Origin of the sequence: Azonexus caeni, assembly GCF_048146105.1 — a bacterium.
GTDB classification, from domain to species: domain Bacteria; phylum Pseudomonadota; class Gammaproteobacteria; order Burkholderiales; family Rhodocyclaceae; genus Azonexus; species Azonexus aromaticus_B.
In genome coordinates, this window is record NZ_JBKJAD010000015.1 from 54835 (window position 1) to 77167 (window position 22333).

A 22333-nucleotide genomic window follows, 5' to 3' on the forward strand; every position below is an offset into this window, starting at 1 on the left:
CTGTCGGTGAGCCGGAAACGTTCCGGCGACAGGAGCAGGTTACGGAGATTGGCGTTAGCTGTCGTTTTCCAGATGTAAGGATTCATTTCAGTCGGCGAGCGGCGGGAAGGCATCGAGCGCGCTGGCCAGGCTGGCCACCGTGCGCGTCGGCGCCTGCAGCTTGTCGAGACCGAAGAGGCCGAGGCGAAACGTTCTGAAACCCTCCGGCTCGTCGCACATCAGCGGCACGCCGGTGGCGCTCTGGATGCCCTGGGCGAGGAACTTGCGGCCGTTCTGGATATCCGGGTCGGTGGTGTAGCTGACGACGACGCCCGGTGCCTCGAAGCCCTCGGCGGCGACGCTAGGGAAACCGCGTTCGACGAGCAGGGCGCGCGCCTGGCGGCCGAGTTCCCACTGTTCGGCGCAGACCTGCGCGAAGCCGCGCGCCTCGGTCGCCTGCATCGCCTGGCAGACGGCGGCCAGGGCGTCGGTCGGCATCGTCGCGTGATAGGCGTGGCCGCCGTTCTCGTAGGTTTCCATGATCTGCAGCCATTTCTTCAGGTCGCAGGCGAAGCTGCTGCTGGTCGTCGCGTCGATGCGCGCCCGGGCGCGTTCGCCGAGGGCGATCAGGGCGCAGCACGAGGGGCCGCTCCAGCCCTTCTGCGGGGCGCTGATCAGGACGTCGACGTTGTTCGCCGCAATGTCCACCCAGACCGTGCCGGAGGCAATGCAGTCGAGCACGAACAGGCCGTCGACGGCGCGCACCGCGGCGCCGACGGCGCGCAGGTAATCGTCGGGCAGGATCATGCCCGACGAGGTTTCGACGTGCGGCGCGAACACCACTTCGGGGCGCTCGCGTTCGATGGTGGCGAGAACCTCAGCGAGCGGCGGCGGCGCGAACGGCGCCTGCGCCCCGCTGCCCAGCGGGCGCGCCTTGAGGACGATGCTTTCGGAAGGAATGCGGCCCATGTCGAAGATCTGCGACCAGCGGAAGCTGAAGAAGCCGTTGCGGATCACCAGCACCTTGCGCTGCGTCGCGAACTGGCGGGCCACCGCTTCCATGCCGTAGGTGCCGCCGCCCGGGACGAGGACGCTGGCCTGGGCGTTGTAGGCTTTCTTGAGGATGCGCGAGATTTCCCGCATGACGCCCTGAAAACGCTGCGACATGTGGTTCAGCGCGCGGTCGGTGTAGACCACGGAGTATTCGAGCAGGCCGTCGGGATCGGGCTGGGGGAGCAGGGCGGGCACGGTGTTCTCCTGTAAGCGTTGAGCAGTTGGCGAGGATAACGCCGGCCGGCCGCGCCGGCTAGCCCGGCGTTTCCGCGTGCGGCCGGTCGCTGACGATGCTGCCGTCGACCAGTTCGACGATGCGGTCGCAGCGCGCGGCCAGTCGCGGGTCGTGGGTGACGATCAGGAAGCTGGTGCCTTCGCGCTGGTTCACCTCGCGCAGCAGCGCGAAGATGTCGTCGGCGGTATGCGTGTCGAGGTTGCCGGTCGGCTCGTCGGCGAGCAACAACGCCGGCCGCATGGCCAGCGCGCGGGCGATTGCCACGCGCTGCTGCTGGCCGCCGGAGAGTTTGCTGGCCGGGTGGTTGGCGCGATCGGCGAGGCCGACGCCGGCGAGCAGCGCGGCCGCCCGCTCGCGCATCGCCGCGTCGGGGCGGCCGCGATCGACGAGCAGCGGCATCATCACGTTCTCCAGCGCGGTGAACGCCGGGATCAGCAGGTGGTGCTGGAAGACGAAGCCGATGCGCTGGCCGCGCAGGCGGGTGATCTCGCCTTCGGCGAGGGTGCTGGTTTCGTCGCCGTCGATGAACAGGTGGCCGCCGCTCGGCCGGTCGAGCAGGCCGATCAGGTTGAGCAGGGTGCTCTTGCCGGAACCGGAGGGGCCGATCAGGGCGGCGAATTCGCCGCGCTGCAGCGTGAGGTCGATGCCGTGCAGGACTTCCAGCTCGCTGTCGCCGCTCTGGTAGGACTTGCGGATGCCGCTCAGGCGGAGGACGGGGTCAGCCACGGATCGCCACCACCGGATCGAGCGCGGCGGCGCGCCGCGCCGGCATCAGCGCCGCCAGCACGCCGACCAGCGTGGCGCCGCCGGCGGCGATCAGCACCAGGCTGCCCGGCACCTCGATCATGAACATCGGCGTGCCGTCGGCATTGACCGCCAGCGTCCGCCACAGCGCGAGGAACAGGCTGGCCAGCAGCGAACCGAGCAGCGAGCCGAGCAGGCCGACGATGCCGCCCTGCAGCAGGAAGGTGCGCAGCAACTGGCCGCGCGTCGCGCCCATCGCGCGCAGGATGCCGATCTCGCGGGCGCGCTGGACGACCGAGACGACCAGCACGCTGGCGATGCCGAAAGCGGCCGAGAGGGCGACGAAAAAACGGATCACGTTGCTCGACACGCGCTGCGAGGTGAGCGCGGTGAAGAACTGGGCGTTGGTCTTGATCCAGCTGTCGGCGACCAGCCCGGTCTCGGCGGCGATGCGCTGGGCGAGCGCCTCGGCGCCGTACATGTCGTACACCGCGAGGTCGATGCTGGAAACGCCGCCGACCAGGTCGAGCAGGCTCTGCGCGGTGCGCAGGCCGACATAGACGTTGCGCCCGTTGGCGGTCTTGTTGCCAAGATCGAAGAGGCCGGTGATGGTCAGCGTGTCGCCGGCGCCGCTGGCGGTGCTGATGCGCAGCTTGTCGCCGAGCGTGGCGCCGAGGTCGCGCGCCAGTTCGGTGCCGATCACCGCCTCGCCGGCGCGCACGCGTAAGGCGCCGGCGACGATCTTCTGGTCGAGTTCGATGACGCGGGTGTAATGCTCGGGTTCGATGCCGATCAGCGTGATCGACTTGTTGGCGTCGCCGCGCACGGCGAAGGCCGGGCCGGAGGCGACCGGCGAGACGGCGGCGACTTCCGGCAGCTTTTCCAGGTGGCCGCGCAGCGCCTGCCACTGGTCGATCGAGCGCAGCCGCTGCGCCTGGATCTGCACCAGCGCCTGCGCAGGGTCGCGCTGCGGGCGGGCGACTTCCTCCGCCGGCAGGATCACCAGATGCGCCTGCGAACTCAGCGTGCGCTTGACCAGATTGGCCTGCAGACCGGAGAGCAAGGCCGACATGAAGACGATGACGGCGACGCCGACTCCTACGCCGACGATGATCAGCAGGCTCTGCGTCCGCCCCTCGCGCAGGAAGCGCGTGGCGGCGATCCACTCGAAAGGCAGCCAGGGATGCATCGCTCAGCCCGGCAGTCTGGCCCGCACCCGGTCGCCGGCGGCGACGCGCGGATTGGTTGCCGGCACCACCAGGTCGCCGGCGGCCAGTCCGGACCGCACCTCGACTTCGCCGGCACTGCGCAGACCGGGCTGCAGCGGCTGGCGCACGGCGCGGCCGTCGCGCACGACCAGCGCCCAGGCGTCGCCGGCATTGCCGCGCAGGCCTTCGAGCGGCAGCAGGACGGCCTGCGGGCGGCTGCCGGTGGCGATGTCGATCGATACCGTCATGTCCTGCTTCAGGTAGTCCGGCGGGTTGTCCACGCGCAGCCGGACTTCGACCGAGCCGCGCTGGGCGTCGACCACCGGGCCGATGAACGAGACGCGGGCCGGGAAATTGCGGTCCGGCCAGGCATCGGCGGAAACCGTTGCGGTCTGGTCGAGCGCCAGCAGGCGCAGGTTCTTCTCGTCGATCTGCACGATCAGTTCGGTGGCGCCGGCCGGCGACAGGCTGAGCAGGGTCTTGCCCGGCTGCACGCTGTCGCCCGGTTCGACCTGGCGGGCGAGGATGGTGCCGGCGCGCGGGGCGACGATGCGGCTGTAGGCGAGCTTCGCTTCGGCGACGGCGAGGGCGGCGCGCGCCTGGTCGACGGCGGCTTCGGCGAGCTTGAAGTCGGCGCCGCCGCTGGCGTTGCTCTGCGCCTGCAGGCGGCTCGATTGCGCCTGGCTTTCGGCGACGGCCAGCGCGCGGCGCGCGTCGTCGAGCTGGTTGGGGCTGTAGAAACCCTTGGCGACCAGCGCCTCGACCCGCTCGAACTGGCGTTTCGCCTGGGTCAGGTTGGCTTCCGCCTGGCGGATCGCCTCGCGGGCCAGCGGTTCGCCCAGCAACTGCAACTGGCGCACGCGCAGCTCGGCCTGCGCCAGCTGGGCGCGCGCCTGGGCGGCGGCGGCCTGCAGCTCGCGCTGATCGAGTTCGATCAGCAACTCGCCGGCGGCAACCGGCTGGCCTTCGACGACATGCACGGCACGCACCTGAGCGCTGACCTGGGCGGCCAGTTCGCTGCGCTGCGGCGAACGGACGCGGCCGCTGGCGACCACCGACTGGCGCATCTCGCCCTGGCGGACGACGACGACATCGACCGCGCTGCCGAACAGCGGGCGCAGCAGGAAGACGGCGAGCAGCCCGAACAGCAGCAACAGCGGCACGAGGATCAGCGGGCGGCGCAACGAGGCAAGGGAAAGGCGGGGCATGGCCGGAATCAGTGAAAGCTTATATGGCAGTCGCGCATGGTAACCGCAAACCGCTCACCATGGGCCGGGGTTGTCGTCGCCGTAGCCGGCGAAACGCCGTTCGAGGAAGTCGATGAAGACGCGTACCTTGGCTGAGAGCAGGTGGCGCTGCGGGTAAACGGCGTGGATGTCGGCGGCGCTGCCCGCCCATTCCGGCAGGACGCGCACCAGGCGGCCGCTGCGCAGGTCGGCGGCGATGTCCCATTCCGATCGGAGGACGATGCCGTGCCCGGCCAGCGCCCAGTCGACGGCGATCTCGCCGTGGTTGACGGCAAGCGGGCTGCGCACCTTGACCGTCACCTGCGTGCTGCCGTCGGTCAGCTGCCAGTTGTTGAAGGCGCGCTCGTGTTCGCGGATGACGATGCAGTCGTGTTCGGCCAGTTCGCGCGGGGTCTGCGGCGTGCCGCGGGCGGCGAGATAGGCGGGCGCGGCACAGAGCAGGCGCCGGTTGGCGGCGATGCGGCGGGCCAGGATGCGGGCGTCGGGCGGCGGCCCGAAGCGGATGCCGATGTCGAGCGCGTGCTCGGTCAGGTCGAGGGCGCGGTCGGCGAGATGGAGGATGACCTCGACGTCCGGCCAGTCGCGGACGAAATCGGAGATCGCCGGGCCGAGATGGCGGCGGCCGAAGCCGAAGCCGGCGCCGATCCGTAGCAGGCCCTGCGGCTGTTCGCGGCTGGCCGAGAGCGAGCGTTCGAGGCGTTCGATGTCGCGCAGGATGGCTTCGCCGTCTTCCAGATAGCGTTCGCCTTCCGGCGTCAGGCTCAGGCGCCGCGTCGTCCGGTTGAGCAGGCGCACGCCAAGCCGGCGTTCCAGCGCCGCCAGGCGGCGACTGACCGCCGGCGGCGTCACGCCGAGCGCCTGCGCCGCCGCCGCTAGGCTGGGCTGGCGGGCGAGCAGACTGAAGAAGGCGAGGTCGGGGATGTCGGTCATTCGTTACCTGTGCGCAATAATCAATTGATCGATGCGCCATTGTATCGATGATGTGGATGAATATCATGGGTCGTCCCGTCACCCGCTCCTGCCCCAAATGCACCTGCTACCGTTCGCCGACCTCTTTCTCGCCCTCTGTCTCGGCGCCGCGCTCGGCTTCTTCGGCGGCCTGTTCGGCATCGGCGGCGGCATCGTCGCCATTCCGCTGTTCGTGCTGGCCTTCGCGATGGATCAGGCGACCGCGCAGGGGACGGCGCTGGTGCTGATGGTGCCCAATCTGCTGATCGGCTGGTGGCGTTACAGCCAGAAGCACCCGGTCGGCTGGCGCGCGGCGCTGGCGATCGCCGCACCGGCAACGCTGACCACCTGGGCCTTGGCGCGCTTTGCGACACGTCTCGACGGGCACTTGCTCGGTCAGATGTTCAGTGTCTTCCTCGGCCTGCTTGCGCTGCGCCTGCTGTGGCAGGGGCGGGGTGGCCGCCAGCCGGTCAGCGGGGCGCCGCTGCGGGCAGCCGCGTTGCCGCTGGTCGGCGTTGCCGGTGGCAGCAGCATGGGCCTGCTCGGCATCGGCGGCGGCCTCGTCGCCACGCCGCTGCTTGCCGGCTGGCTCGGCCAGCGCCAGACGGTGGCGCAGAGCCTGGCGCTGGCGCTGGTCGCACCGAGTTCGCTGGTGGCGCTCGGCGCCTACGCCGGCGCCCAGCGCGTGGACTGGAGCCTCGGTCTGCCGATGGCGCTCGGTGGCACGCTCACCGTCGCCGCCGGCGTCGCGCTCGCCCACAAACTGCCGGAACGGCGGATGCGCGCCGCCTTCGCCTGGATGCTGCTGGCCACTGCGCTGTGGTTGGCGCTGGCGCCGCGTTGAGGCAGGCGAGCCTGTCATGGGATGGAAGGGGCTATCATGTTACTGCGCAATGACGAATGGGTTATCGGGGCGGGCGGCAGGTGAGCACTGGCAAGAAGGGCTGAATGTCGGCCATCGCAATTTGCAATAAATCGCAGTTTGCTATAAATTGAGCATGAAGCTGATATCGAACAAGGCACTGCGGGATTTCGCGATCAGGCATCCGGACGCCGATGCCCCGCTGCAGAATTTCCGTGGCTTGGTGGAAAAAGGCCGTTTTGCCAGCTACGCCGAGCTGAAACTGACGTTCGGCAGTGTGGATAAGGTCGGCGAACGTTACGTGTTCAATATCGGTGGCAACAAATATCGCTTGATCGCCGCCATTGCCTTCGCACCGCAACTGTTCTGGATCAAGGCTGTGCTGACCCATGCCGAGTACGACAAAGGAGGCTGGAAATGAGTGTTGATGAGTTGCTGGCCCCCTGGCAGACAGTCAATGCCGCTCTCGGTTTGTCCGGTCCGGTGCGCGACGAAGCGCATCATGCGCAGTTGCTGGCATTTGTGGACGAGGCGTTTGCACGGTTTGGTAATGACGATCAACACCCGATTTTCACGCTGGTTGCCCTGGTTGCCGACCGCATCCGTGAATACGAAGACCGCGTGCATCCTTGGCCGGATAACTCCACACCGGCCAGCCGTCTGGCTTTCCTGATGGAAAGCCATGGGCTGAATCAGAAGGACCTGCCCGAGGTGGCAACGCAGTCGGTGATTTCCGAAATCCTGTCGGGCAAGCGTCGGATCAATCTTCGTCAGGCCGCTGCTTTGGCCAAACGCTTCGGTATTCCGCTCGACCTGTTTGTCGACTGAAAGTCGGTAGGGCTGGCGCTCAGCGCCAGCCTTCAACCGCCATCTTGCGGCGCAGGAAGGCGATCTGCGTCTGCAGCGGCAACTGCTTGGGACAGAAGTCGTGGCAGCCGAGCAGGCTCATGCAGCCGAAGACGCCGTTGTCGTCGCCGATCAACTCGTAGAAATCGGCGTCGCTGCGCGTGTCGCGCGGGTCGAGGCGGAAGCGGGCGATCTTGTTGAGGCCGACGGCGCCGACGAAGTCCTCGCGCATCTGCGCCGTGCCGCAGGCGGCGATGCAGCAGCCGCATTCGATGCAGCGGTCGAGTTCGTAGATCGCCTCGGCAAGCGCCGGTTCCATGCGCGCTTCGAGGGCGTCGAGGTCGACCGGCTGTGTCTGGGCGATCCAGGTCTGCAGACGTTCGGCGGTGCCGCGCATCCACTTGCCGGTGTTTACCGAAAGATCGCCGATCAGTTCGAAAAAGGGCAGCGGCGCCAGCACGATGCGCGGGCCGCAGTCGCGGGTCAGGGTGCGGCAGGCGAGCGCCGGCCGGCCGTCGACCAGCATCGCGCAGCTACCGCAGATGCCGGCGCGGCAGACGAAGTCGAACTGCAGCGAGGGGTCCTGGCTGGCGCGGATTTCGTTGAGCGCGATGAACAGCGTCATGCCGTCGCTTTCGTCGATCGCGAAGTCCTGCAGGTAGGGCGCGATTTCCGGCGTCGCCGGGTTATAGCGCAGGATCTGCAGGGTCAGGCGGCGCGGCCGCGGCGGCCTGACGGACTTGCGCAGCAGCGGGATCATGCGGGGTCTCCGAGGCGGGCGTTGGCGCCGCGCAGGTGTGGCGGCAGCAGGTCGCGGAAGGGCAGCAGGGCATCCTGCACGGTGTGGCGGTCGGCGCCGGCGAGGCGGGCGCGGATGGCCTCGACTTCGGCCTGGCGGACGGCGGTCAGCGGATGCTCGATGGCGTCGCGGGCGCCGTAGCCGCGCCAGCCGGGCGGCAATTCCATGCGCGTGACGTCGAGCGCCTCGTAGGACAGCGTCGGCAGCGTCAGCTCGGGGTCGGGCCAGGTGGCCAGCGTGCGTTTCAGCCAGTCGGCGTCGTTGCGCTGCGGGAAGTCCTCGCGGTAGTGGGCGCCGCGACTTTCGGTGCGCTGCAGCGCGCCCCAGGCGACGCACAGCGCCAGCTTGAGCATCTTCCGCAGGCGCCAGGCCTGCGTCAGTTCCGGATTGGCGCCCGGCCGGCTGCTGCGCAGGCCGAGGTCCAGGCTGCGCCGCAGCAGGCCCTGCAGGGCGTCGACCGCGGTGTGCAGCGTATCGCCGTGACGGACGATGCCGACGCGGGCGGTCATCGTCGCCTGCATCTCGCGCAGCAGCAGGGCGGCGTTTTCCTTGCCGCGGCTTTCGGCGATGCCGGCGAATTCGGCCTGCGCCCGCTCGAAACAGCGGCGGATCAGGGCGGTCGAGACGGTCAGCTCGCCGGCCGGCGTGGCGCAGAAATCGGCGATCGCCTCGCCGACGATCATCCCGGAAACCACCGTTTCGGCGACCGAATTGCCGCCCAGCCGATTGAAGCCGTGCAGGTCCCAGCAGGCCGCCTCGCCGCAGGCGAACAGGCCCTTGAGGCCGCGCGCCGCGCCGTGCGCGTCGGTGCGGATGCCGCCCATCGAGTAATGCTGGGCCGGGCGCACCGGTATCCACTGCTTTGCCGGGTCGATGCCGAGGAAGTACTGGCAGATTTCCTTCACTTCGCGCAGCTTGCGCTCGATGTGGGCAGCGCCGAGCAGCGTGATGTCGAGCCAGAGATGTTCGCCGTACTGGTGGGCGACCCCCTTGCCGGCGCGGATGTGCGCTTCCATGCGCCGCGAGACGACGTCGCGCGACGCCAGCTCCTTCTTTTCCGGCTCGTAGCCGGGCATGAAGCGGTGGCCGTCGACATCGCGCAGCAGTCCGCCGTCGCCGCGACAACCCTCGGTGACCAGGATGCCGGCGGGAAAGATGGCGGTCGGGTGGAACTGCACCGCCTCCATGTTGGCGAGCGGCACGACGCCGGTGTCGAGGGCGATGGCGGCGCCGATCCCTTCGTTGATCACGGCGTTGGTGGTGACCTGGTAGAGACGGCCGAAACCGCCGCTGGCGATGCAGGTGGCGCGGGCGACGTAGGCGCTCAGGCGGCCGTTGCTCAGGTCGCGGACGATGGCGCCGTGGCAGCGCTCGCCGTCGTGGATCAGCGCCACCGCCTCGCGCCGTTCATGGACCGGGATGCCGGCGGCGATGCTCTGATCGCTGACCGTGTACAGCATGGCGTGGCCGGTGCCGTCGGCGACGTAGCAGGTGCGCCACTGGCGGGTACCGCCGAAATCGCGGGCGGTGATCAGGCCGTGGGCGGCGGAGTTTTCCTCGATCACGACCGGCTTGCCGTCGACGATCGCGGTCCGTGCGCCGGCCTCGACGCGGTTCCACGGCACGCCCCAGGCGGCCAGTTCGCGCACCGCCTTGGGCGCGACATGGGCAAACAGGCGCGCCACTTCCTGGTCGCAGCCCCAGTCGCTGCCGCGCACGGTGTCCTCGAAATGCACGTCCTCGTTGTCGCCGGCACCGCGCGCCGCGTTCGCCAGGCTGGCCTGCATGCCGCCCTGGGCAGCGGCCGAGTGCGAGCGCTTGGGCGGCACCAGGCTGAGGACGATCACCTCGCGGCCGCGTTTCCTCGCCGCCAGCGCGGCGCGCAGTCCGGCCAGTCCGCCGCCGATGACGAGGACGTCGCTATGGATGATTTCCATCGTCAGCTCCGCGCCGGCTCGGCGCTGGGCGGCGGCTGGTAGCGTTCGCCGGCGTGCGCGGCGTGGTTGCGGCCGAGGTCGACGTAGGCGAGCAGGGTGACCAGGCCGAGGCTGACGAAAAAGGCGGTGAATGCGTGGCGTACCCGGCGCAGGCGCAGTCGGCCACGGTTCGGCTCGCTGCCGACGAACCAGCCCCATTTCAGCGCCAGCCGGTAGAGGCCGATGCCGCCGTGGACTTCGGCGGTGAACAGCAGGGCCAGGTAGATCGGCCACATGCGCCCGCTCCAGACGCGGTCCGCCGATTCGTAGGGGCCGATCAGCGCCGGCTGGCTGAGCATGTCGTAGAGGTGGATGGTGGTCAGGAAGAAGAGGATGAAACCGCTCACCACCTGCAGCCACCACAGGCTGGTATCGACGTGGCGCAGGCGTCGGCGGTGGGCACTAAAGGCGCTGTGCTGGCGGTAGCTGGCGGGAAACTTGCGCAGCGCCAGCCAGGCGTGGACGATCAGCAAGCCGGTGACGCCGGCGGCGACCAGCGAAACCAGCCACGGATGCGGCGTGCCGAACAGCCATTCGCCTTCGAAGAAGCGGGCGACGCGGTAGAACATTTCCTCGCTGACCAGGATGCTGGCGACGAAAGCCATGTGGGCAACCAGAAAGAGCGCCAGGGCGAGGCCGGAAATCCCCTGCAGCAGGTCGAGCCGGGCCGGCCAGCGGCTGGCGGTCAGAGCTTGGCTCTGGCCCTGGTGTTGCAGCCTGGCGCTGGGCGGGGCGAGGCCGTCCGGTTCGACCGGCAGCGGCGGTAAGGTGGGCTTGGCGTATTGGCGCATGGCTGACTTCCTCTCGTTGGGCTCGCGCTGCTTGTCGTTATGAGCCAAATCTAGCATGAAAAAGCGTGAGTTTCGCCAAAATATTGTGCGCTGCAGCAAGTGCAATAATCTGGATTATCGAATGTTTGCGGATTGTTTCGCGAAACATTGCTGCAATGCACCACAGCGGGGCGAAGTCGCCGGCTGTGGCTTCTGTTAAGATGCCGCGGGCCGCAGCCGCTTCTTTTTTCGTTCGCCCGACCATCGCCTTGTCTACCCTCCAGGAAATCTTCGCCCCCGACGGCCCGTTCGCCCGCGCCATCGACGGTTATCGCGTGCGCCCGCAGCAGGTCGAGATGGCCGAGCGCATCGCGGCGGCGATCAAGGAGAACGCGGTGTTCATCGCCGAGGCCGGCACCGGCACCGGCAAGACCTTCGCCTACCTGGTGCCGGCGCTCAAATCGCACGGCAAGGTGATCGTCTCGACCGGCACCAAGACGCTGCAGGACCAGCTCTACAACAAGGATCTGCCGATGGTGCGCGAGATCCTCAAGGCGCCGGTGCGCACTGCGCTGTTGAAGGGGCGGGCCAACTACGTCTGTCCCTACCACCTCAACCGTTCGCTCGCCGACGGCCGCTTCCTGAGCCGCGAGGACGCCGCCGACGCGCGCCGCATCGCCGCCTTCGCCAAAATCACGCAGACCGGCGACAAGGCCGAATGCAACGAGGTCAACGAGAACTCGCCGGTGTGGAACCACGCCACCTCGACGCGCGACAACTGCCTCGGCCAGGAATGCCCGGACTACAAGACCTGCTTTGTCATGCAGGCGCGCAAGGAGGCGATGGCCGCCGACCTGGTCGTGGTCAATCACCATCTCTTCTTCGCCGACGTGATGCTGCGCGACGAAGGCATGGCCGAACTGCTCCCCGCCTGCAACACGGTGATCTTCGACGAGGCGCACCAGTTGCCGGAAGTGGCGACGCTGTTCTTCGGCGACAGCCTGTCCACCGCGCAGGTGCTCGACCTCTGCCGCGACGCCCGCGCCGAAGGCCTGACCCACGCTCGCGACTGCCTCGACCTGACGCCACTGTCCAAAGCGGTGGAAAAGGCGGCGCGCGACTTGCGGCTGGCGGTCGGCGTCGATGCCGGCCGCTTCGCCGCCGCCCAGTTGCAGGAGAAGGCGGAATTCGCGCCGGCGCTGGCGGCGCTCGAAAGCGAACTCGAAAAATTCGTCGCCCTGCTCGAAACCCAGGCCAGCCGCGCCGAAGGCCTGGAAAAATGCTGGCAGCGGGCGAGCGAGCTGCGCGAGCGGGTCAGCCGCTGGCGCAAGCCGGTCGACGCCGGTTTTGTTTACTGGGCCGAAGCCTTCACCCAGTCGCTGCAACTCAACGCGACGCCGCTTGACGTCGCTGGCATCTTCCGCAAGCAGATGGGCGGCCACCCGCGTGCCTGGATCTTCACCTCGGCAACGCTCGCCGTGCAGGGCAAGTTCCACCATTACTGCGCCGAACTCGGCCTCGGCGAGCCGGAATCCGCCTGCTGGCACAGTCCCTTCGACTACGGCGAGCAGGCGGTGCTTTATGCGCCGCTCGGCATGCCCGACCCGAACGCCTTCCACTACACCGAAACGGTGGTCGACGCCGCTTGGCCGGCGGTCAAGGCCGCCAACGGCGGCGCCTTCTTCCTGTGCACCAGCCTGCGCGCGATGCGCCGCACGCACGAACTGCTCAAGGCGAAGATCGACGACGAGGGCCTCGACCTGCCGCTGCTGGTTCAGGGCGAGGCGAGCAAGAACGAACTGCTGCAGCGCTTTCGCTTCCTCGGCAACGCCATCTTGGTCGGCAGCCAGAGCTTCTGGGAAGGCGTCGACGTGCGCGGCGAGGCCTTGTCGCTGGTCGTCATCGACAAGATTCCCTTCGCGCCGCCCGACGACCCGGTGCTCTCGGCGCGCATCGACGAGATGAAGAAGCAGGGCCGCAACGCCTTCATCGAATACCAGTTGCCGCGCGCCGTGATCAACGTCAAGCAGGGCGCCGGCCGGCTGATCCGCGACGAATCCGACAAGGGCGTGCTGATGATCTGCGATCCACGACTGATATCAAAGCCGTACGGGCGCAAGGTCTGGCAAAGTCTGCCGGCGATGAAGCGGACCCGCGAACTGCAGGTCGTCCTCGATTTTTTCGCCAACCGATGAAAACCACTTTCGACCAGCTCGCGGCGCGCCAGCCGCAACTCTTCTCCGCCGCCGACATCCGTGTCGACAAGGCGCAGCTCGAAGCCATGGCCGAGCTGGTCGGCGCCATCGAAACGGTGCTGGCCTTGCCCGCCTTTCGTGCCGAAGCGCTCGCCAGAGCGCCGGCCAGCGCCCGCCTGCCGACCGCCGCGCGCGGCGTCTTCATGGGCTACGACTTCCACCTGACGGCGGCTGGCCCGAAGCTGATCGAGATCAACACCAACGCCGGCGGCGGTCTGCTCAACGCCTATCTGCTCGCCGCCCACGGCCGCGCCGACGAAGGTGCCGCACTGCTCGCCGCCATCCTCGACATGTTCCTCGCCGAATGGCGGCTGGCCCGGGGCGACGCGCCGCTGCGCCGCATCGCCATCGTCGACGAGGCGCCGGCCGGGCAGTTCCTGGCGCCGGAATTCGAACTCTGCCGCGACCTCTTTGCCGTCAACGGCATCGCCGCCGTCATCGCCGATCCGAACGATTTCCTCTACGCCGACGGCGAACTCCGGCTGGCCGGCGAACCGGTCGACCTGATCTACAACCGGCTGACCGATTTCTACCTCGAAGGCGAGTCCTGCCGCGCCATCCGCGCCGCCTGCCTGGCCGGCGCCGTAGTCCTGACGCCACACCCGGCGGCGCATGCGACGCACGCCGACAAGCGCCACCTGATGACCTTGTCCGACCCGGAAAAACTCGCCGCGCTCAGCGTCGACGCTGAAACGCAGCGCATCCTGCTGGCCGGCGTGCCGCGCACCGTGACGGTCGATCCGGCCGACGCCGATGCCTTGTGGGCCGGGCGCAAGCGCTGGTTCTTCAAGCCGCCGGCCGGTTTCGGCAGCCGCGCCGCCTATCGCGGCGACAAGCTGACCCGCCGCGTCTTCGACGAAATCCTCGCCGGCCACTATCTTGCCCAGGAAATCGCCCCGCCGTCCGAACACGCGGTGATGGTCGACGGTCAGCCGCAGACGATGAAGGCCGATTTCCGCTGCTTCGTGTACGACGGCCATGTCCAGTGCGTCGCGGCCCGCCTCTACCAGGGGCAGACGACCAACTTCCGCACGCCGGGCGGCGGCTTCGCGCCGGTGTTTGCGGCCGCGGCGGCGCTCGATGGCTGAACCGGTGGTCCTCGAAACCGCTCGCCTGCGCCTGCGCCAGTGGCGGGCCGACGACCGCCAGCCGTTCGCCGCCATGTCGGCCGATCCGGCGGTCATGGCATGGTTTCCGGCGCCGCTCTCGGCAGCGGAAAGCGCGCAACTGGCGGAGCGTTGCGCGGCGTTGATCGACGAGCGCGGCTGGGGATTCTGGGCGGTCGAGGACAAGTCAGCTGCAGCGTTCATCGGCTGCGTCGGTCTGCACGTGCCGGCGCCGGAACTGCCGTTCTCGCCCTGCGTCGAGATCGGCTGGCGTCTGGACCGCCCGTACTGGGGGCGCGGCCTTGCCCACGAAGCGGCGCAGGCGGCGCTGGAATTCGGCTTCCAGCGGCTTGGCCTGACCGAGATCGTCGCGTTCACGACGCTCGGCAACCGGCGTTCGCAGTCGCTGATGCAGCGTCTGGGCATGCGTCCGGCGGGCGAGTTCGATCATCCGCAGTTGCCGGCCGGGCACCCGCTGTTGCGGCACTGTCTCTACCGTCTGGCGCGCGCGGATTTCCTGACCCGGGAGAAGTTGGCATGAGCGCCCCGGTTTTTGCCTGCACTCCGGAACCACCGTATCATGCGGTGATTTTCAGTTCCCGGCGCGCCGGGGGCGACGCTGGTTACGCCGCCATGGCCGACCGCATGCTCGAACTGGCGGCGCGTCAGCCCGGCTTTCTCGGCGTCGAGAGCGTGCGCGACGCGGACGGTTTCGGCATCACGGTTTCCTACTGGAGCGACGAGGCGGCGATCGCCGCCTGGCGCGAAAACGTCGACCATCTGGCAGCGCGCCAGGGCGGCCGCGCCGGTTGGTACGAAGCTTTCGCGGTCCGCGTCGCTCGCGTCGAGCGCGCCTATGGCTGGAATAACAAGGACAACAAGGAAATGGCGCGGTGAAGGTTTTTGGCATTGCCGGCTGGTCCGGCTCCGGCAAGACGACGCTGCTGGAAAAGCTGATTCCGGCGCTGCTGGCGCGCGGCCTCAAGGTCTCGGTGATCAAGCACGCGCACCACGGCTTCGATATCGACAAGCCGGGCAAGGACTCGTACCGCCACCGCGCGGCCGGCGCTGCCGAAGTCATGCTGGCCAGCGGTTCGCGCTGGGCATTGATGCACGAATGCCGGGACGAGCCGGAACCGGCGCTGTCTACGCTGCTCGCCCGGTTGACGCCGTGCGACCTGGTGCTGGTCGAGGGCTTCAAGCAGGAACCGGTGCCCAAGCTGGAGGTCCACCGTCCGGCCAACGGCAAGCCGCCGCTCTTTGCCGAGCGCGACGACATCGTCGCCGTCGCCTGCGACGAGGCGATCGCCGCGCCGATACCGGTGCTGCCGCTCAACGACATTGCCACGGTGGCCGATTTCATCATCCGTCACTGCCAACTCAAGGTATGACCATGCTCAGCTACGAACAAGCGCTCGAACAACTGCTCGCCGCCGCCCGGCCGGTCGAGGAAATCCGGCATGTGCCGCTGACTGCCGCGGCCGGCCGCGTGCTGGCAAAGGCGCAGGTGTCCGCGGTCGACGTGCCACCGCTCGACAATTCGGCGATGGACGGCTACGCCGTGCGCGTTGCCGATCTCGCCGGCCTGGGCGAGGAGGGCATCACGCTGCCGGTCAGCCAGCGCATTCCGGCCGGCACGGTCGGCAGCGAACTGCAGCCCGGCAGCGCCGCCCGCATCTTCACCGGCGCCCCGGTGCCGGCCGGCGCCGACGCAGTGATCATGCAGGAGCGCTGCGTTGCCGGCGACGGCGTCGTCACCCTCAACCACCTGCCGCGCCTCGGCGAGAACATCCGCCGGCGCGGCGAGGACATCGCCACCGGCGGTCAGATCCTGGCGGCCGGCGTCCGCCTGCGCGCCCAGGAAATCGGTCTGGCCGCCTCGGCCGGCCTGCCCGAACTGCCGGTGTATCGGCGCGTCCGCGTCGGCATCTTCTTCACCGGCGACGAGCTGGTGCAGCCGGGCGAGCCGCTGCCGCCCGGCGCCATCTACAACTCCAACCGCTATCTGTTGCGCACCCTGCTCGAAGGGCTGGGCTGCGAAGTGCGCGACCTGGGCAGCGTGCCCGACTGCCTCGACGCCACCCGCGACGCGCTGCGCCGCGCCGCCGCCGACAACGACCTGATCGTCACCAGCGGCGGCGTCTCGGTCGGCGAGGAAGATCATGTCAAGCCGGCGGTCGAGGCCGAAGGTCGGCTCGACATGTGGAAGATCGCGATCAAGCCGGGCAAGCCGCTGGCCTTCGGCGAAGTGCGCAAGCCGGAGGGCGGCAGCGCCTGGTTCATCGGCCTGCCGGGCAACCCGGTCGCCGCCTTCGTCACCTGCGCGATGCTGGTGCGCCCCTTCATCCTGCGCCTGCAGGGCGTTGCCGACGTGCTGCCGAAGACCATGCCGCTGACCGCCGATTACACCTGGAGCCGGCCGGACGGTCGCCTCGAATTCCTGCGCGGGCGGATCAACGCCGCCGGCCGCGTCGAGCTTTACCCGAACCAGGGTTCCGCCGTCGTCACCTCGCTGTGCTGGAGCGACGGCCTGGTCCTCAACCCGCCGGGACAGGCGGTTCAAACGGGCGACAGCGTCCGTTTCGTCACTTTTGCGGAGTTGCTGGCATGAGCGTGAACATTCTTTACTTCGCCAGCCTGCGCGAAGCCTTCGGCACTGCCGGCGAAACCGTCGAGCTGCCGGCCGGCGTCACCAGCGTCGGCCAGTTGCGCGACTGGCTGGTCGGGCAAGGCCGGGCCGAACTGGCTACCGCCAAGAACCTGCGCTGCGCAGTCAATCAGGAAATGGCCAAGGCCGACGCCGCGCTCCGCGATGGCGACGAAATCGCCTTCTTCCCGCCCGTGACCGGCGGCTGAACCGGGCTGGCCGTGCGCAATCAAGCTGCGACGATCCTGGATCATCTTCCCGACCGGCTTGCTGCGCTGCGGGAATCGGCTGTCGTCGAATGCAAGCTGGCCGGCGGACAGGATGGCAAGGGGCGTTTGCCGAAGGATTTCTGGTCGACCTACAGCGCCTTTGCCAACACCGAAGGCGGCATCATCCTGCTGGGCCTTCGTGAGCGGCGGGAGGGTTTTGAACTGGCCGGAATCGAAAGCCCGGCCAAGGTGCGCAGCGAATTGTTCAACAATTTGAACAATCGGCAAAAGGTCAGTAGCAACCTGCTGACTGACGCCGATGTCGAGGAAATCGACATCGCCGGCAAGACCCTGTTGGCGATCCGTGTGCCACGGGCCAGCCGGCAGCAGCGGCCGATTCATCTGACGACCAATCCTTTCGGCAACACCTGGCGCCGCCTGAACGACGGCGACCGCGCGCTGGCCGATGAAGACATCAAGCGGATGCTCGCCGAGCAGCTCGAAGACAGCCGCGATACGCGCATCCTGCCGAATTTTGGCCTAAGCGACCTGAATGCGGACAGCCTCAAGGCCTACCGCAATATTTTTCGCGCCGACAAACCGGATCATCCCTGGCTGGCGCTCGACGATCAGGCTTTCCTGCAAAGGCTCGGCGGCTGGCGCGAAGACCGTACCAGCGGAGAAACCGGGCTGACTCAAGCCGGGCTGCTGATGTTCGGGCAGTGGCCGGCGATTGCTGAAGCGCTGCCGCTGTACTTTGTCGATTACCAGGAACGCCCGCGTGACTACGCCGAAAGCGTGCAATGGCTGGATCGGCTGGTGCCGGACGGTTCCTGGTCGGGTAACCTGTTCGACTTTTATCGACGAGTGGTCATCAAACTGACTGCCGAGTTGAAAGTGCCCTTCGTCCTGCAGGGCGACCTGCGACAGGACGATACACCCACGCACAAGGCGCTGCGCGAGGCACTGGTCAATGCGTTGGTGCATGCCGATTACAGCGGCCGCGTTTCCGTCCAGGTGGTCAAGGAGCCGGCCGGTTTCACCTTCCGCAATCCGGGCACCTTGCGTATTTCGCCCAGTCAGGCTTTGCAGGGTGGTATCAGTGATTGCCGCAATCGCACCCTGCAGCAGATGTTCCTGATGATCGGCTTGGGCGAACGCGCCGGGTCGGGCATGTCGCGTATCGTTCACGGCTGGCAAGCGCTGGGCCACGGTCTGCAATTGCGTGAGTATTTCGATCCGCAGGAATACACCGTATTGGAAATGCGTTGGTCTGATGAACTTCTGCAGGACGGTTCACCGAAAAGTTCGGTAGAAAGTTCGGTAGAAAGTTCGGTAGAAAGTTCGGTAGAAAGTTCGGTAGAAAGTTCGGTAGAAAGTTCGGTAGAAAGTTCGGTAGAAACTGCCGACAAGATTCTGGGTCTTTTGGCGGAACATTCGACGCTGACGCTTGCGGAACTGGCAAAGTGCCTTAACCTCAGCGTGCGCGCAGTCGAAAAACAGGTTGCCCGACTCAAGGCGCAAGGACGTTTGCGCCGCATCGGCCCGAACAAGGGTGGCCGCTGGGAAGTCTCCGGTGCCTGAAAAACAGTCAAGATAGAACAGAGAGCAAACATGTCCATCCAATGGTATCCCGGTCACATGACCCAGGCCCGCAAGAAAGCGGGCGAGACGCTGGCCATGGCCGATGTCGTCGTCGAAGTGCTCGACGCCCGCCTGCCGCAGGCTTCCAGCAACCCGATGATCCACGAGCTGCGCACCTTCCGCCAGCGCCCCTGCCTGAAACTGCTGAACAAGGCCGACATCGCCGACCCGGCAGTGACCAAGGCCTGGCTCGATTACTTCGGCAAGCAACCGGGCGTGATGGCGGTCGCCATCTCCTGCAAGAAACCCGGCGACGTCGCCAAGATCCCCGGTCTGGCACAGAAGCTGGCGCCGCATCGCAACGACGCGGTCAAGCCGCTGCGGCTGATGATCATGGGTATCCCCAACGTCGGCAAATCGACGCTGATGAACGCGCTGGTCAAGAAGAAGGTCGCCGCCGTCGGCGACCAGCCGGCGGTGACCAAGAGCCAGCAGCGCATCGACCTCAGTTCGCGGCTGACCATCTACGACACGCCGGGCATGCTGTGGCCGAAGATCGACCACCCGATCGACGGCCTGATGATGGCGGCCAGCCATTCGGTCGGCGTCAACGCCTACATCGACGACGAAGTCGCCACCTGGCTCGCCGGCTACCTGCTCGAACACTACCCGGCGCTGCTCCAGGCCCGCTACGGCTTCGAGTTGCCGGGCATGGACGCGGTCGCCGTGCTCGAAGGCATCGCCAAAAAGCGCGGCTGCATCATCAAGGGCCGGGGCGGCGAACTCGACCTCGAAAAGGCCGCCGGCATCCTGCTCAACGACTACCGCACCGGCACCCTCGGCCGCATCAGCCTGGAAACCCCGAACCTGCGCGCCAGCCGCCAGGCCGAACTGGAAAAGGCCGCCAAGTCGTCGGCGGTCGCCGAAGCCTCGCCGGAAACCGCATCGACCGACGAAGACGCAGAGCACTAGGCCTTTTCGGAAAAGCTGGTTATAATCCGCGCCTCTCGCCAGACGGCGGGACTTTTCCTCGATAGCTCAGTCGGTAGAGCGCCGGACTGTTAATCCGTAGGTCCCTGGTTCGAGCCCAGGTCGAGGAGCCAAGGATTCAAGCACTTAGCCCGCCTTTTGGCGGGCTTTTTGCTGTCGGTAGGGATTGTTGCTGCAATCGTCTTGCGTTTTCGCGCGGGAAATTCCGGCGAAGCCAAAAATTGAGTCGGGGAATAAGTCAGCGCCGAGCAATCCATAGGCCAATCGTCCAGCCATCAAACTCTTCCCGATTCAGGAAAAGCATCAAATGCCCGCTTTGGGCACGCCACTGAACGGATGGCTCGCGATCACTCGACGATCTTTGTACGATCCCCGGGCCGTACTGCTTTTCCAATGCGCTCTTGATTTTCAGAAATGTCTGGTGAAGACGATTTCGATCATCTTTGCGACATCCTTTGATTGGCGCTTCATCATCCCAGCATCTGGAATCCAGGTCCGTTGTATTGATTCGAATCCCGATATGTCTTCCTTCAAACCGCTCAAGAGTAATTTGCGCCTCGCCGAATAGGGGCATTCCTGACTCGGTAAAGATTTGGGCATCGACGCGGATCAGCTTCCCGAAGTATTCGGCACTGTAGTTGTTGTTCTCAATTCTGGAACCGCCGCTCTGTGCCAACACTTCGTCACGGCTCGGCGCCCATTTGAGAGGCGCTACGAAGCTGGGCAGATCATCGGGTTCGAACGTAGGCGCCGCAGCGAGAGGTGTCTGCAAAAAAAGGACTGCGAGAAAAGCGAGTATTGGTCGATTCATCTGCTGCCTGATGCCACATTTTGAGATTAGGCTTCGATTTGAAGCCCCAAGGGGGGAGAGGCAATCAGGAGGTCATGCACTCCGGTTTGGCTCGACTGCCAATCTGACGGTCACGGTGGGCAGGCTGGCGGGGGGATTGTCGCTGACCTCGGCCAAGCTTTCCAGCGTCATGTAACGGCGCTGCTGCGGCGACTCGTATTGTGTTCTAGCAAACCCAAAAGCTTCCGCTCTTGCAACGCGCGGCGGCAATCCGCCCCGGTGCGATCCATCGGCCTCAATGCCTGCCGATATCTTGTTGTCGCACCGGGTGTCTTGATCAAGCTGCCGGTGGGCGCTCGGCCGGGCTGAGCGCATTGGCCTTGGTGAAGATATCCCATTCATCGGGGTCGAGTTCAAGGTTTTCCGTTTCACCGGCGATGTCGACTGCTGCGAGAAAATATCCTTCAGCGTCGACAAATTCCTTGACGGTATGAACGGTGACTTCAGGAAGACCTCTGCCGGATTTCCAAATGCCTGTTGCGGGTTTTGCCATGATGTGGACTCCAAGGTTAGGGGGCTGGCGCGTGGTGGTGTTGCAGCAGATTGCCAGCCATAAAAGTGACTGTCTTGGGGCCGGGAAGTTCCGCAGACCATTGGCGTAGTCGTTCAACGCATAAAGATCAATCTCCCGGCATTACGTCATGATGACCTTGTTACATCGGGCTTCCTTGGCGCGATAGGGCGCCAGATCCTCTCTTGCGCCAGACATGCGCCGGAATCTTGATATTCCATGAAGTGCAAAGCGTCGCGATTTTCGTCCCCACCCTTCATTTCCAGACAGGGTTTATCGGAAAGTCGGGGGGATACATCTTGAGGTACTGCGCGACCCTTGGGTAGCGACCGAGATTCCGGCTGCTCCCATGAGGTAAATCGTGACGCCAGATGATCAGGTCGCCTGCGCCGGCAGCGATTGGGGTGGCATCCAGGACCTGCGCCGCTTCGCGCGGATCCTCGCCGGGAGGCAGTCCTTCCAGCCATTCTTTGATCTGATGGTGGAAGCCGGGGACGCATTGGAAAGCCCCTTGGTCCGCCGCGACATCGTTCAGATACAGGATCCCTTGTACGCCAAACGGCATGGGCTGATGGATGCTCGTATCCCAATGTAGCTTGCTCGGGCCGGAGATAGGGCAGGCCTCGTCCTGCTCGGGGCGGTTCAGGCTTGTCTGGTCGATGGTCATCAACAGGTTTTCCGTACCCCAGAGCTGGGCAAACGCTTTGTGGATGCGCGTTGATTGTCGATTCCGGGCAAGCGCGGGGTGGTAAAAAAGAGAGGCCCAGAAGATGTGCTCGCGCTCATACCAGGTCTCGGGCCGCTGCGGGTCCATGCCGAGGAACGCCCATACAGCCAGTTCTGCGGCGCGAGCGTCTTCTTTGTGGATCGCATTGCGCAGCACCACATAACCATTCTCTTCCCAAAAGGCCAGGTCATCGGCGGTCAAGACCGGCTCGGCGATCGTGTTGCGCAAGGGGTAGTCGTTGCGTTGATCCGCGAGACAATCGGCAACTGCCTGGTTAACACGGGCTACTGTTTCCTTGGCGATCTCGCCGCCGAGTGTGTCGACGATCCAGCGTTCGAATTTCTCGAAGCTCGGCTGCGTCTGGAAGAGAAATTTGTCAGGTTCAACGATCCCCAGGCCCAATCCGTCCAGCACGATGCGGTCCAGGTTTTCTTCCTTGGGGTGCAAGGTTCGTTGCCCGCGATTTTCCAATGCTTCGAGACGCCTGTGCCAAAGGGATTTGAGATGGCGCACGCCGAGTCGGCCAATATTCTCGACGTCCATTTCCGTTGCCTGCGCATCAATACTCATCTCGCCTCCTTGTTCAGCTCGAGAAGTTCAATGGCATATTTTATTTCTTGTTTGCCGGATTGATCTCCAATTTTGATTCGCAAAGAATAGCTGTCTGTTTCCGGCAAGCGGGTTGTGCGGTGTCTTCGCTTCTTGGTGATCGTTTGTGTGGCGATCTGGTTTTTTTCGGTGGCAAATATGCGACGCCGAACGGCGCGGGGCTTCGATGTCACTCGAA

At 66.2% G+C, this 22333-nt stretch carries 24 protein-coding genes and 1 tRNA gene; 13 read left to right on the forward strand and 12 right to left on the reverse strand.

Going from position 1 to position 22333, the window contains the following annotated elements:
- Positions 1 to 87: 87 nt before the first annotated feature.
- The 5 genes from ACLIIZ_RS14205 to ACLIIZ_RS14225 are packed head-to-tail and all read right to left on the reverse strand — an operon-like array spanning position 88 to position 5396.
- Entirely contained in the window at positions 88 to 1227 is a 1140-nt protein-coding gene (locus tag ACLIIZ_RS14205) for a pyridoxal-phosphate-dependent aminotransferase family protein (RefSeq protein WP_416693180.1), read from the reverse strand.
- Positions 1228 to 1285: 58 nt separating this feature from the next.
- On the reverse strand, positions 1286 to 1993 hold the full coding sequence (locus tag ACLIIZ_RS14210; RefSeq protein WP_416693182.1) for an ABC transporter ATP-binding protein: 708 nt from the start codon (positions 1991 to 1993) through the stop codon (positions 1286 to 1288).
- Positions 1986 to 3200 (reverse strand): ABC transporter permease, encoded by a 1215-nt coding sequence (locus tag ACLIIZ_RS14215; protein WP_416693184.1) that lies wholly within the window; start codon positions 3198 to 3200, stop codon positions 1986 to 1988. Before ACLIIZ_RS14215 ends, ACLIIZ_RS14210 begins: the two co-directional genes overlap by 8 nt.
- A 3-nt stretch (positions 3201 to 3203) precedes the next feature.
- The gene (locus ACLIIZ_RS14220) at positions 3204 to 4427 is read right to left on the reverse strand and encodes an efflux RND transporter periplasmic adaptor subunit (RefSeq protein ID WP_416693186.1); all 1224 of its coding nucleotides are present in this window, start codon (positions 4425 to 4427) and stop codon (positions 3204 to 3206) included.
- Positions 4428 to 4481: 54 nt separating this feature from the next.
- Positions 4482 to 5396, reverse strand: a complete 915-nt coding sequence (locus ACLIIZ_RS14225) for a LysR family transcriptional regulator (protein WP_416693190.1) — start codon at positions 5394 to 5396, stop codon at positions 4482 to 4484.
- Positions 5397 to 5493: 97 nt separating this feature from the next.
- Between ACLIIZ_RS14225 and ACLIIZ_RS14230 the strand changes: the two genes are divergently transcribed.
- From ACLIIZ_RS14230 to ACLIIZ_RS14240, 3 genes are all read left to right on the forward strand, one after another.
- Positions 5494 to 6258 carry a sulfite exporter TauE/SafE family protein gene (locus ACLIIZ_RS14230; protein WP_416693192.1) on the forward strand — a complete coding sequence of 255 codons (765 nt, stop codon included), beginning with the start codon at positions 5494 to 5496 and terminating at the stop codon, positions 6256 to 6258.
- A 154-nt stretch (positions 6259 to 6412) separates the two neighbouring features.
- The gene (locus ACLIIZ_RS14235; protein WP_416693194.1) at positions 6413 to 6697 is read left to right on the forward strand and encodes a type II toxin-antitoxin system HigB family toxin; all 285 of its coding nucleotides are present in this window, start codon (positions 6413 to 6415) and stop codon (positions 6695 to 6697) included.
- Positions 6694 to 7104, forward strand: coding sequence for a helix-turn-helix domain-containing protein (locus ACLIIZ_RS14240; protein ID WP_416693196.1), 411 nt, complete (start codon positions 6694 to 6696; stop codon positions 7102 to 7104). The genes ACLIIZ_RS14235 and ACLIIZ_RS14240 overlap by 4 nt, the downstream gene beginning before the upstream one ends.
- A gap of 19 nt (positions 7105 to 7123) precedes the next feature.
- Here ACLIIZ_RS14240 and ACLIIZ_RS14245 read toward each other — a convergent pair whose 3' ends face one another.
- Genes ACLIIZ_RS14245 through ACLIIZ_RS14255 form a run of 3 tightly spaced genes read right to left on the reverse strand, consistent with a single transcriptional unit; the run spans position 7124 to position 10688 of the window.
- A complete protein-coding gene (locus tag ACLIIZ_RS14245; RefSeq protein WP_416693198.1) occupies positions 7124 to 7882 on the reverse strand; it encodes a fumarate reductase iron-sulfur subunit in 759 nt (252 codons plus the stop codon).
- Positions 7879 to 9858, reverse strand: coding sequence for a fumarate reductase flavoprotein subunit (locus ACLIIZ_RS14250; protein ID WP_416693199.1), 1980 nt, complete (start codon positions 9856 to 9858; stop codon positions 7879 to 7881). Before ACLIIZ_RS14250 ends, ACLIIZ_RS14245 begins: the two co-directional genes overlap by 4 nt.
- 2 nt (positions 9859 to 9860) lie before the next feature.
- The gene (locus ACLIIZ_RS14255) at positions 9861 to 10688 is read right to left on the reverse strand and encodes a fumarate reductase cytochrome b subunit (protein WP_416693200.1); all 828 of its coding nucleotides are present in this window, start codon (positions 10686 to 10688) and stop codon (positions 9861 to 9863) included.
- A gap of 248 nt (positions 10689 to 10936) precedes the next feature.
- Here ACLIIZ_RS14255 and ACLIIZ_RS14260 point away from each other — a divergent pair, with 248 nt between their 5' ends.
- From ACLIIZ_RS14260 to ACLIIZ_RS14305, 10 genes are all read left to right on the forward strand, one after another.
- Complete coding sequence (locus ACLIIZ_RS14260) at positions 10937 to 12862, forward strand: ATP-dependent DNA helicase (protein ID WP_416693202.1); 1926 nt, start codon at positions 10937 to 10939, stop codon at positions 12860 to 12862.
- Positions 12859 to 14010: an ATP-grasp domain-containing protein gene (locus tag ACLIIZ_RS14265; protein ID WP_416693203.1), complete on the forward strand. Its 1152-nt coding sequence runs from the start codon at positions 12859 to 12861 to the stop codon at positions 14008 to 14010. Before ACLIIZ_RS14260 ends, ACLIIZ_RS14265 begins: the two co-directional genes overlap by 4 nt.
- Positions 14003 to 14569, forward strand: coding sequence for a GNAT family N-acetyltransferase (locus ACLIIZ_RS14270; protein WP_416693205.1), 567 nt, complete (start codon positions 14003 to 14005; stop codon positions 14567 to 14569). The genes ACLIIZ_RS14265 and ACLIIZ_RS14270 overlap by 8 nt, the downstream gene beginning before the upstream one ends.
- Positions 14566 to 14925 carry an antibiotic biosynthesis monooxygenase family protein gene (locus tag ACLIIZ_RS14275; protein WP_416693207.1) on the forward strand — a complete coding sequence of 120 codons (360 nt, stop codon included), beginning with the start codon at positions 14566 to 14568 and terminating at the stop codon, positions 14923 to 14925. Before ACLIIZ_RS14270 ends, ACLIIZ_RS14275 begins: the two co-directional genes overlap by 4 nt.
- Positions 14922 to 15419 (forward strand): molybdopterin-guanine dinucleotide biosynthesis protein B, encoded by a 498-nt coding sequence (gene mobB, locus ACLIIZ_RS14280; protein WP_416693209.1) that lies wholly within the window; start codon positions 14922 to 14924, stop codon positions 15417 to 15419. Before ACLIIZ_RS14275 ends, mobB begins: the two co-directional genes overlap by 4 nt.
- Positions 15420 to 15421: 2 nt before the next feature.
- On the forward strand, positions 15422 to 16639 hold the full coding sequence (locus tag ACLIIZ_RS14285; RefSeq protein WP_416693212.1) for a molybdopterin molybdotransferase MoeA: 1218 nt from the start codon (positions 15422 to 15424) through the stop codon (positions 16637 to 16639).
- Positions 16636 to 16884 carry a molybdopterin converting factor subunit 1 gene (gene moaD / locus ACLIIZ_RS14290; RefSeq protein ID WP_416693214.1) on the forward strand — a complete coding sequence of 83 codons (249 nt, stop codon included), beginning with the start codon at positions 16636 to 16638 and terminating at the stop codon, positions 16882 to 16884. Before ACLIIZ_RS14285 ends, moaD begins: the two co-directional genes overlap by 4 nt.
- Before the next feature lie 12 nt (positions 16885 to 16896).
- On the forward strand, positions 16897 to 18468 hold the full coding sequence (locus tag ACLIIZ_RS14295) for an RNA-binding domain-containing protein (protein WP_416693216.1): 1572 nt from the start codon (positions 16897 to 16899) through the stop codon (positions 18466 to 18468).
- 30 nt (positions 18469 to 18498) lie between these two features.
- Positions 18499 to 19440: a ribosome biogenesis GTPase YlqF gene (gene ylqF / locus ACLIIZ_RS14300; protein ID WP_416693217.1), complete on the forward strand. Its 942-nt coding sequence runs from the start codon at positions 18499 to 18501 to the stop codon at positions 19438 to 19440.
- Positions 19441 to 19495: 55 nt separating this feature from the next.
- Positions 19496 to 19571, forward strand: a tRNA-Asn gene (locus ACLIIZ_RS14305).
- 125 nt (positions 19572 to 19696) lie between these two features.
- On the opposite strand, the gene ACLIIZ_RS14310 is transcribed toward ACLIIZ_RS14305, so the two are convergent.
- The 4 genes from ACLIIZ_RS14310 to ACLIIZ_RS14325 form a co-directional block, all read right to left on the reverse strand.
- Positions 19697 to 20230, reverse strand: a complete 534-nt coding sequence (locus tag ACLIIZ_RS14310) for a hypothetical protein (RefSeq protein ID WP_416693219.1) — start codon at positions 20228 to 20230, stop codon at positions 19697 to 19699.
- Between the two features lie 355 nt (positions 20231 to 20585).
- Positions 20586 to 20801, reverse strand: a complete 216-nt coding sequence (locus ACLIIZ_RS14315; RefSeq protein WP_416693221.1) for a hypothetical protein — start codon at positions 20799 to 20801, stop codon at positions 20586 to 20588.
- 274 nt (positions 20802 to 21075) lie between these two features.
- Positions 21076 to 22116 (reverse strand): phytanoyl-CoA dioxygenase family protein, encoded by a 1041-nt coding sequence (locus tag ACLIIZ_RS14320; protein ID WP_416693222.1) that lies wholly within the window; start codon positions 22114 to 22116, stop codon positions 21076 to 21078.
- Positions 22113 to 22328, reverse strand: a complete 216-nt coding sequence (locus tag ACLIIZ_RS14325) for a hypothetical protein (RefSeq protein WP_416693223.1) — start codon at positions 22326 to 22328, stop codon at positions 22113 to 22115. The genes ACLIIZ_RS14320 and ACLIIZ_RS14325 overlap by 4 nt, the downstream gene beginning before the upstream one ends.
- Positions 22329 to 22333 lie beyond the last annotated feature (5 nt).

Excerpts from the sequence above, each read along its gene's own strand:
- moaD (WP_416693214.1), top strand. The coding sequence starts at position 16,636 with ATGAGCGTGAACATTCTTTACTTCGCCAGCCTGCGCGAAGCCTTCGGC.
- ACLIIZ_RS14250 (WP_416693199.1), bottom strand. The coding sequence starts at position 9,858 with ATGGAAATCATCCATAGCGACGTCCTCGTCATCGGCGGCGGACTGGCC.
- ACLIIZ_RS14255 (WP_416693200.1), bottom strand. The coding sequence starts at position 10,688 with ATGCGCCAATACGCCAAGCCCACCTTACCGCCGCTGCCGGTCGAACCG.
- ACLIIZ_RS14315 (WP_416693221.1), bottom strand. The coding sequence starts at position 20,801 with ATGGCAAAACCCGCAACAGGCATTTGGAAATCCGGCAGAGGTCTTCCT.
- ylqF (WP_416693217.1), top strand. The coding sequence starts at position 18,499 with ATGTCCATCCAATGGTATCCCGGTCACATGACCCAGGCCCGCAAGAAA.
- ACLIIZ_RS14320 (WP_416693222.1), bottom strand. The coding sequence starts at position 22,116 with ATGAGTATTGATGCGCAGGCAACGGAAATGGACGTCGAGAATATTGGC.
- ACLIIZ_RS14265 (WP_416693203.1), top strand. The coding sequence starts at position 12,859 with ATGAAAACCACTTTCGACCAGCTCGCGGCGCGCCAGCCGCAACTCTTC.
- ACLIIZ_RS14225 (WP_416693190.1), bottom strand. The coding sequence starts at position 5,396 with ATGACCGACATCCCCGACCTCGCCTTCTTCAGTCTGCTCGCCCGCCAG.
- ACLIIZ_RS14240 (WP_416693196.1), top strand. The coding sequence starts at position 6,694 with ATGAGTGTTGATGAGTTGCTGGCCCCCTGGCAGACAGTCAATGCCGCT.
- ACLIIZ_RS14275 (WP_416693207.1), top strand. The coding sequence starts at position 14,566 with ATGAGCGCCCCGGTTTTTGCCTGCACTCCGGAACCACCGTATCATGCG.
- ACLIIZ_RS14245 (WP_416693198.1), bottom strand. The coding sequence starts at position 7,882 with ATGATCCCGCTGCTGCGCAAGTCCGTCAGGCCGCCGCGGCCGCGCCGC.
- ACLIIZ_RS14230 (WP_416693192.1), top strand. The coding sequence starts at position 5,494 with ATGCACCTGCTACCGTTCGCCGACCTCTTTCTCGCCCTCTGTCTCGGC.
- ACLIIZ_RS14270 (WP_416693205.1), top strand. The coding sequence starts at position 14,003 with ATGGCTGAACCGGTGGTCCTCGAAACCGCTCGCCTGCGCCTGCGCCAG.
- ACLIIZ_RS14285 (WP_416693212.1), top strand. The coding sequence starts at position 15,422 with ATGCTCAGCTACGAACAAGCGCTCGAACAACTGCTCGCCGCCGCCCGG.
- ACLIIZ_RS14215 (WP_416693184.1), bottom strand. The coding sequence starts at position 3,200 with ATGCATCCCTGGCTGCCTTTCGAGTGGATCGCCGCCACGCGCTTCCTG.
- ACLIIZ_RS14235 (WP_416693194.1), top strand. The coding sequence starts at position 6,413 with ATGAAGCTGATATCGAACAAGGCACTGCGGGATTTCGCGATCAGGCAT.
- ACLIIZ_RS14220 (WP_416693186.1), bottom strand. The coding sequence starts at position 4,427 with ATGCCCCGCCTTTCCCTTGCCTCGTTGCGCCGCCCGCTGATCCTCGTG.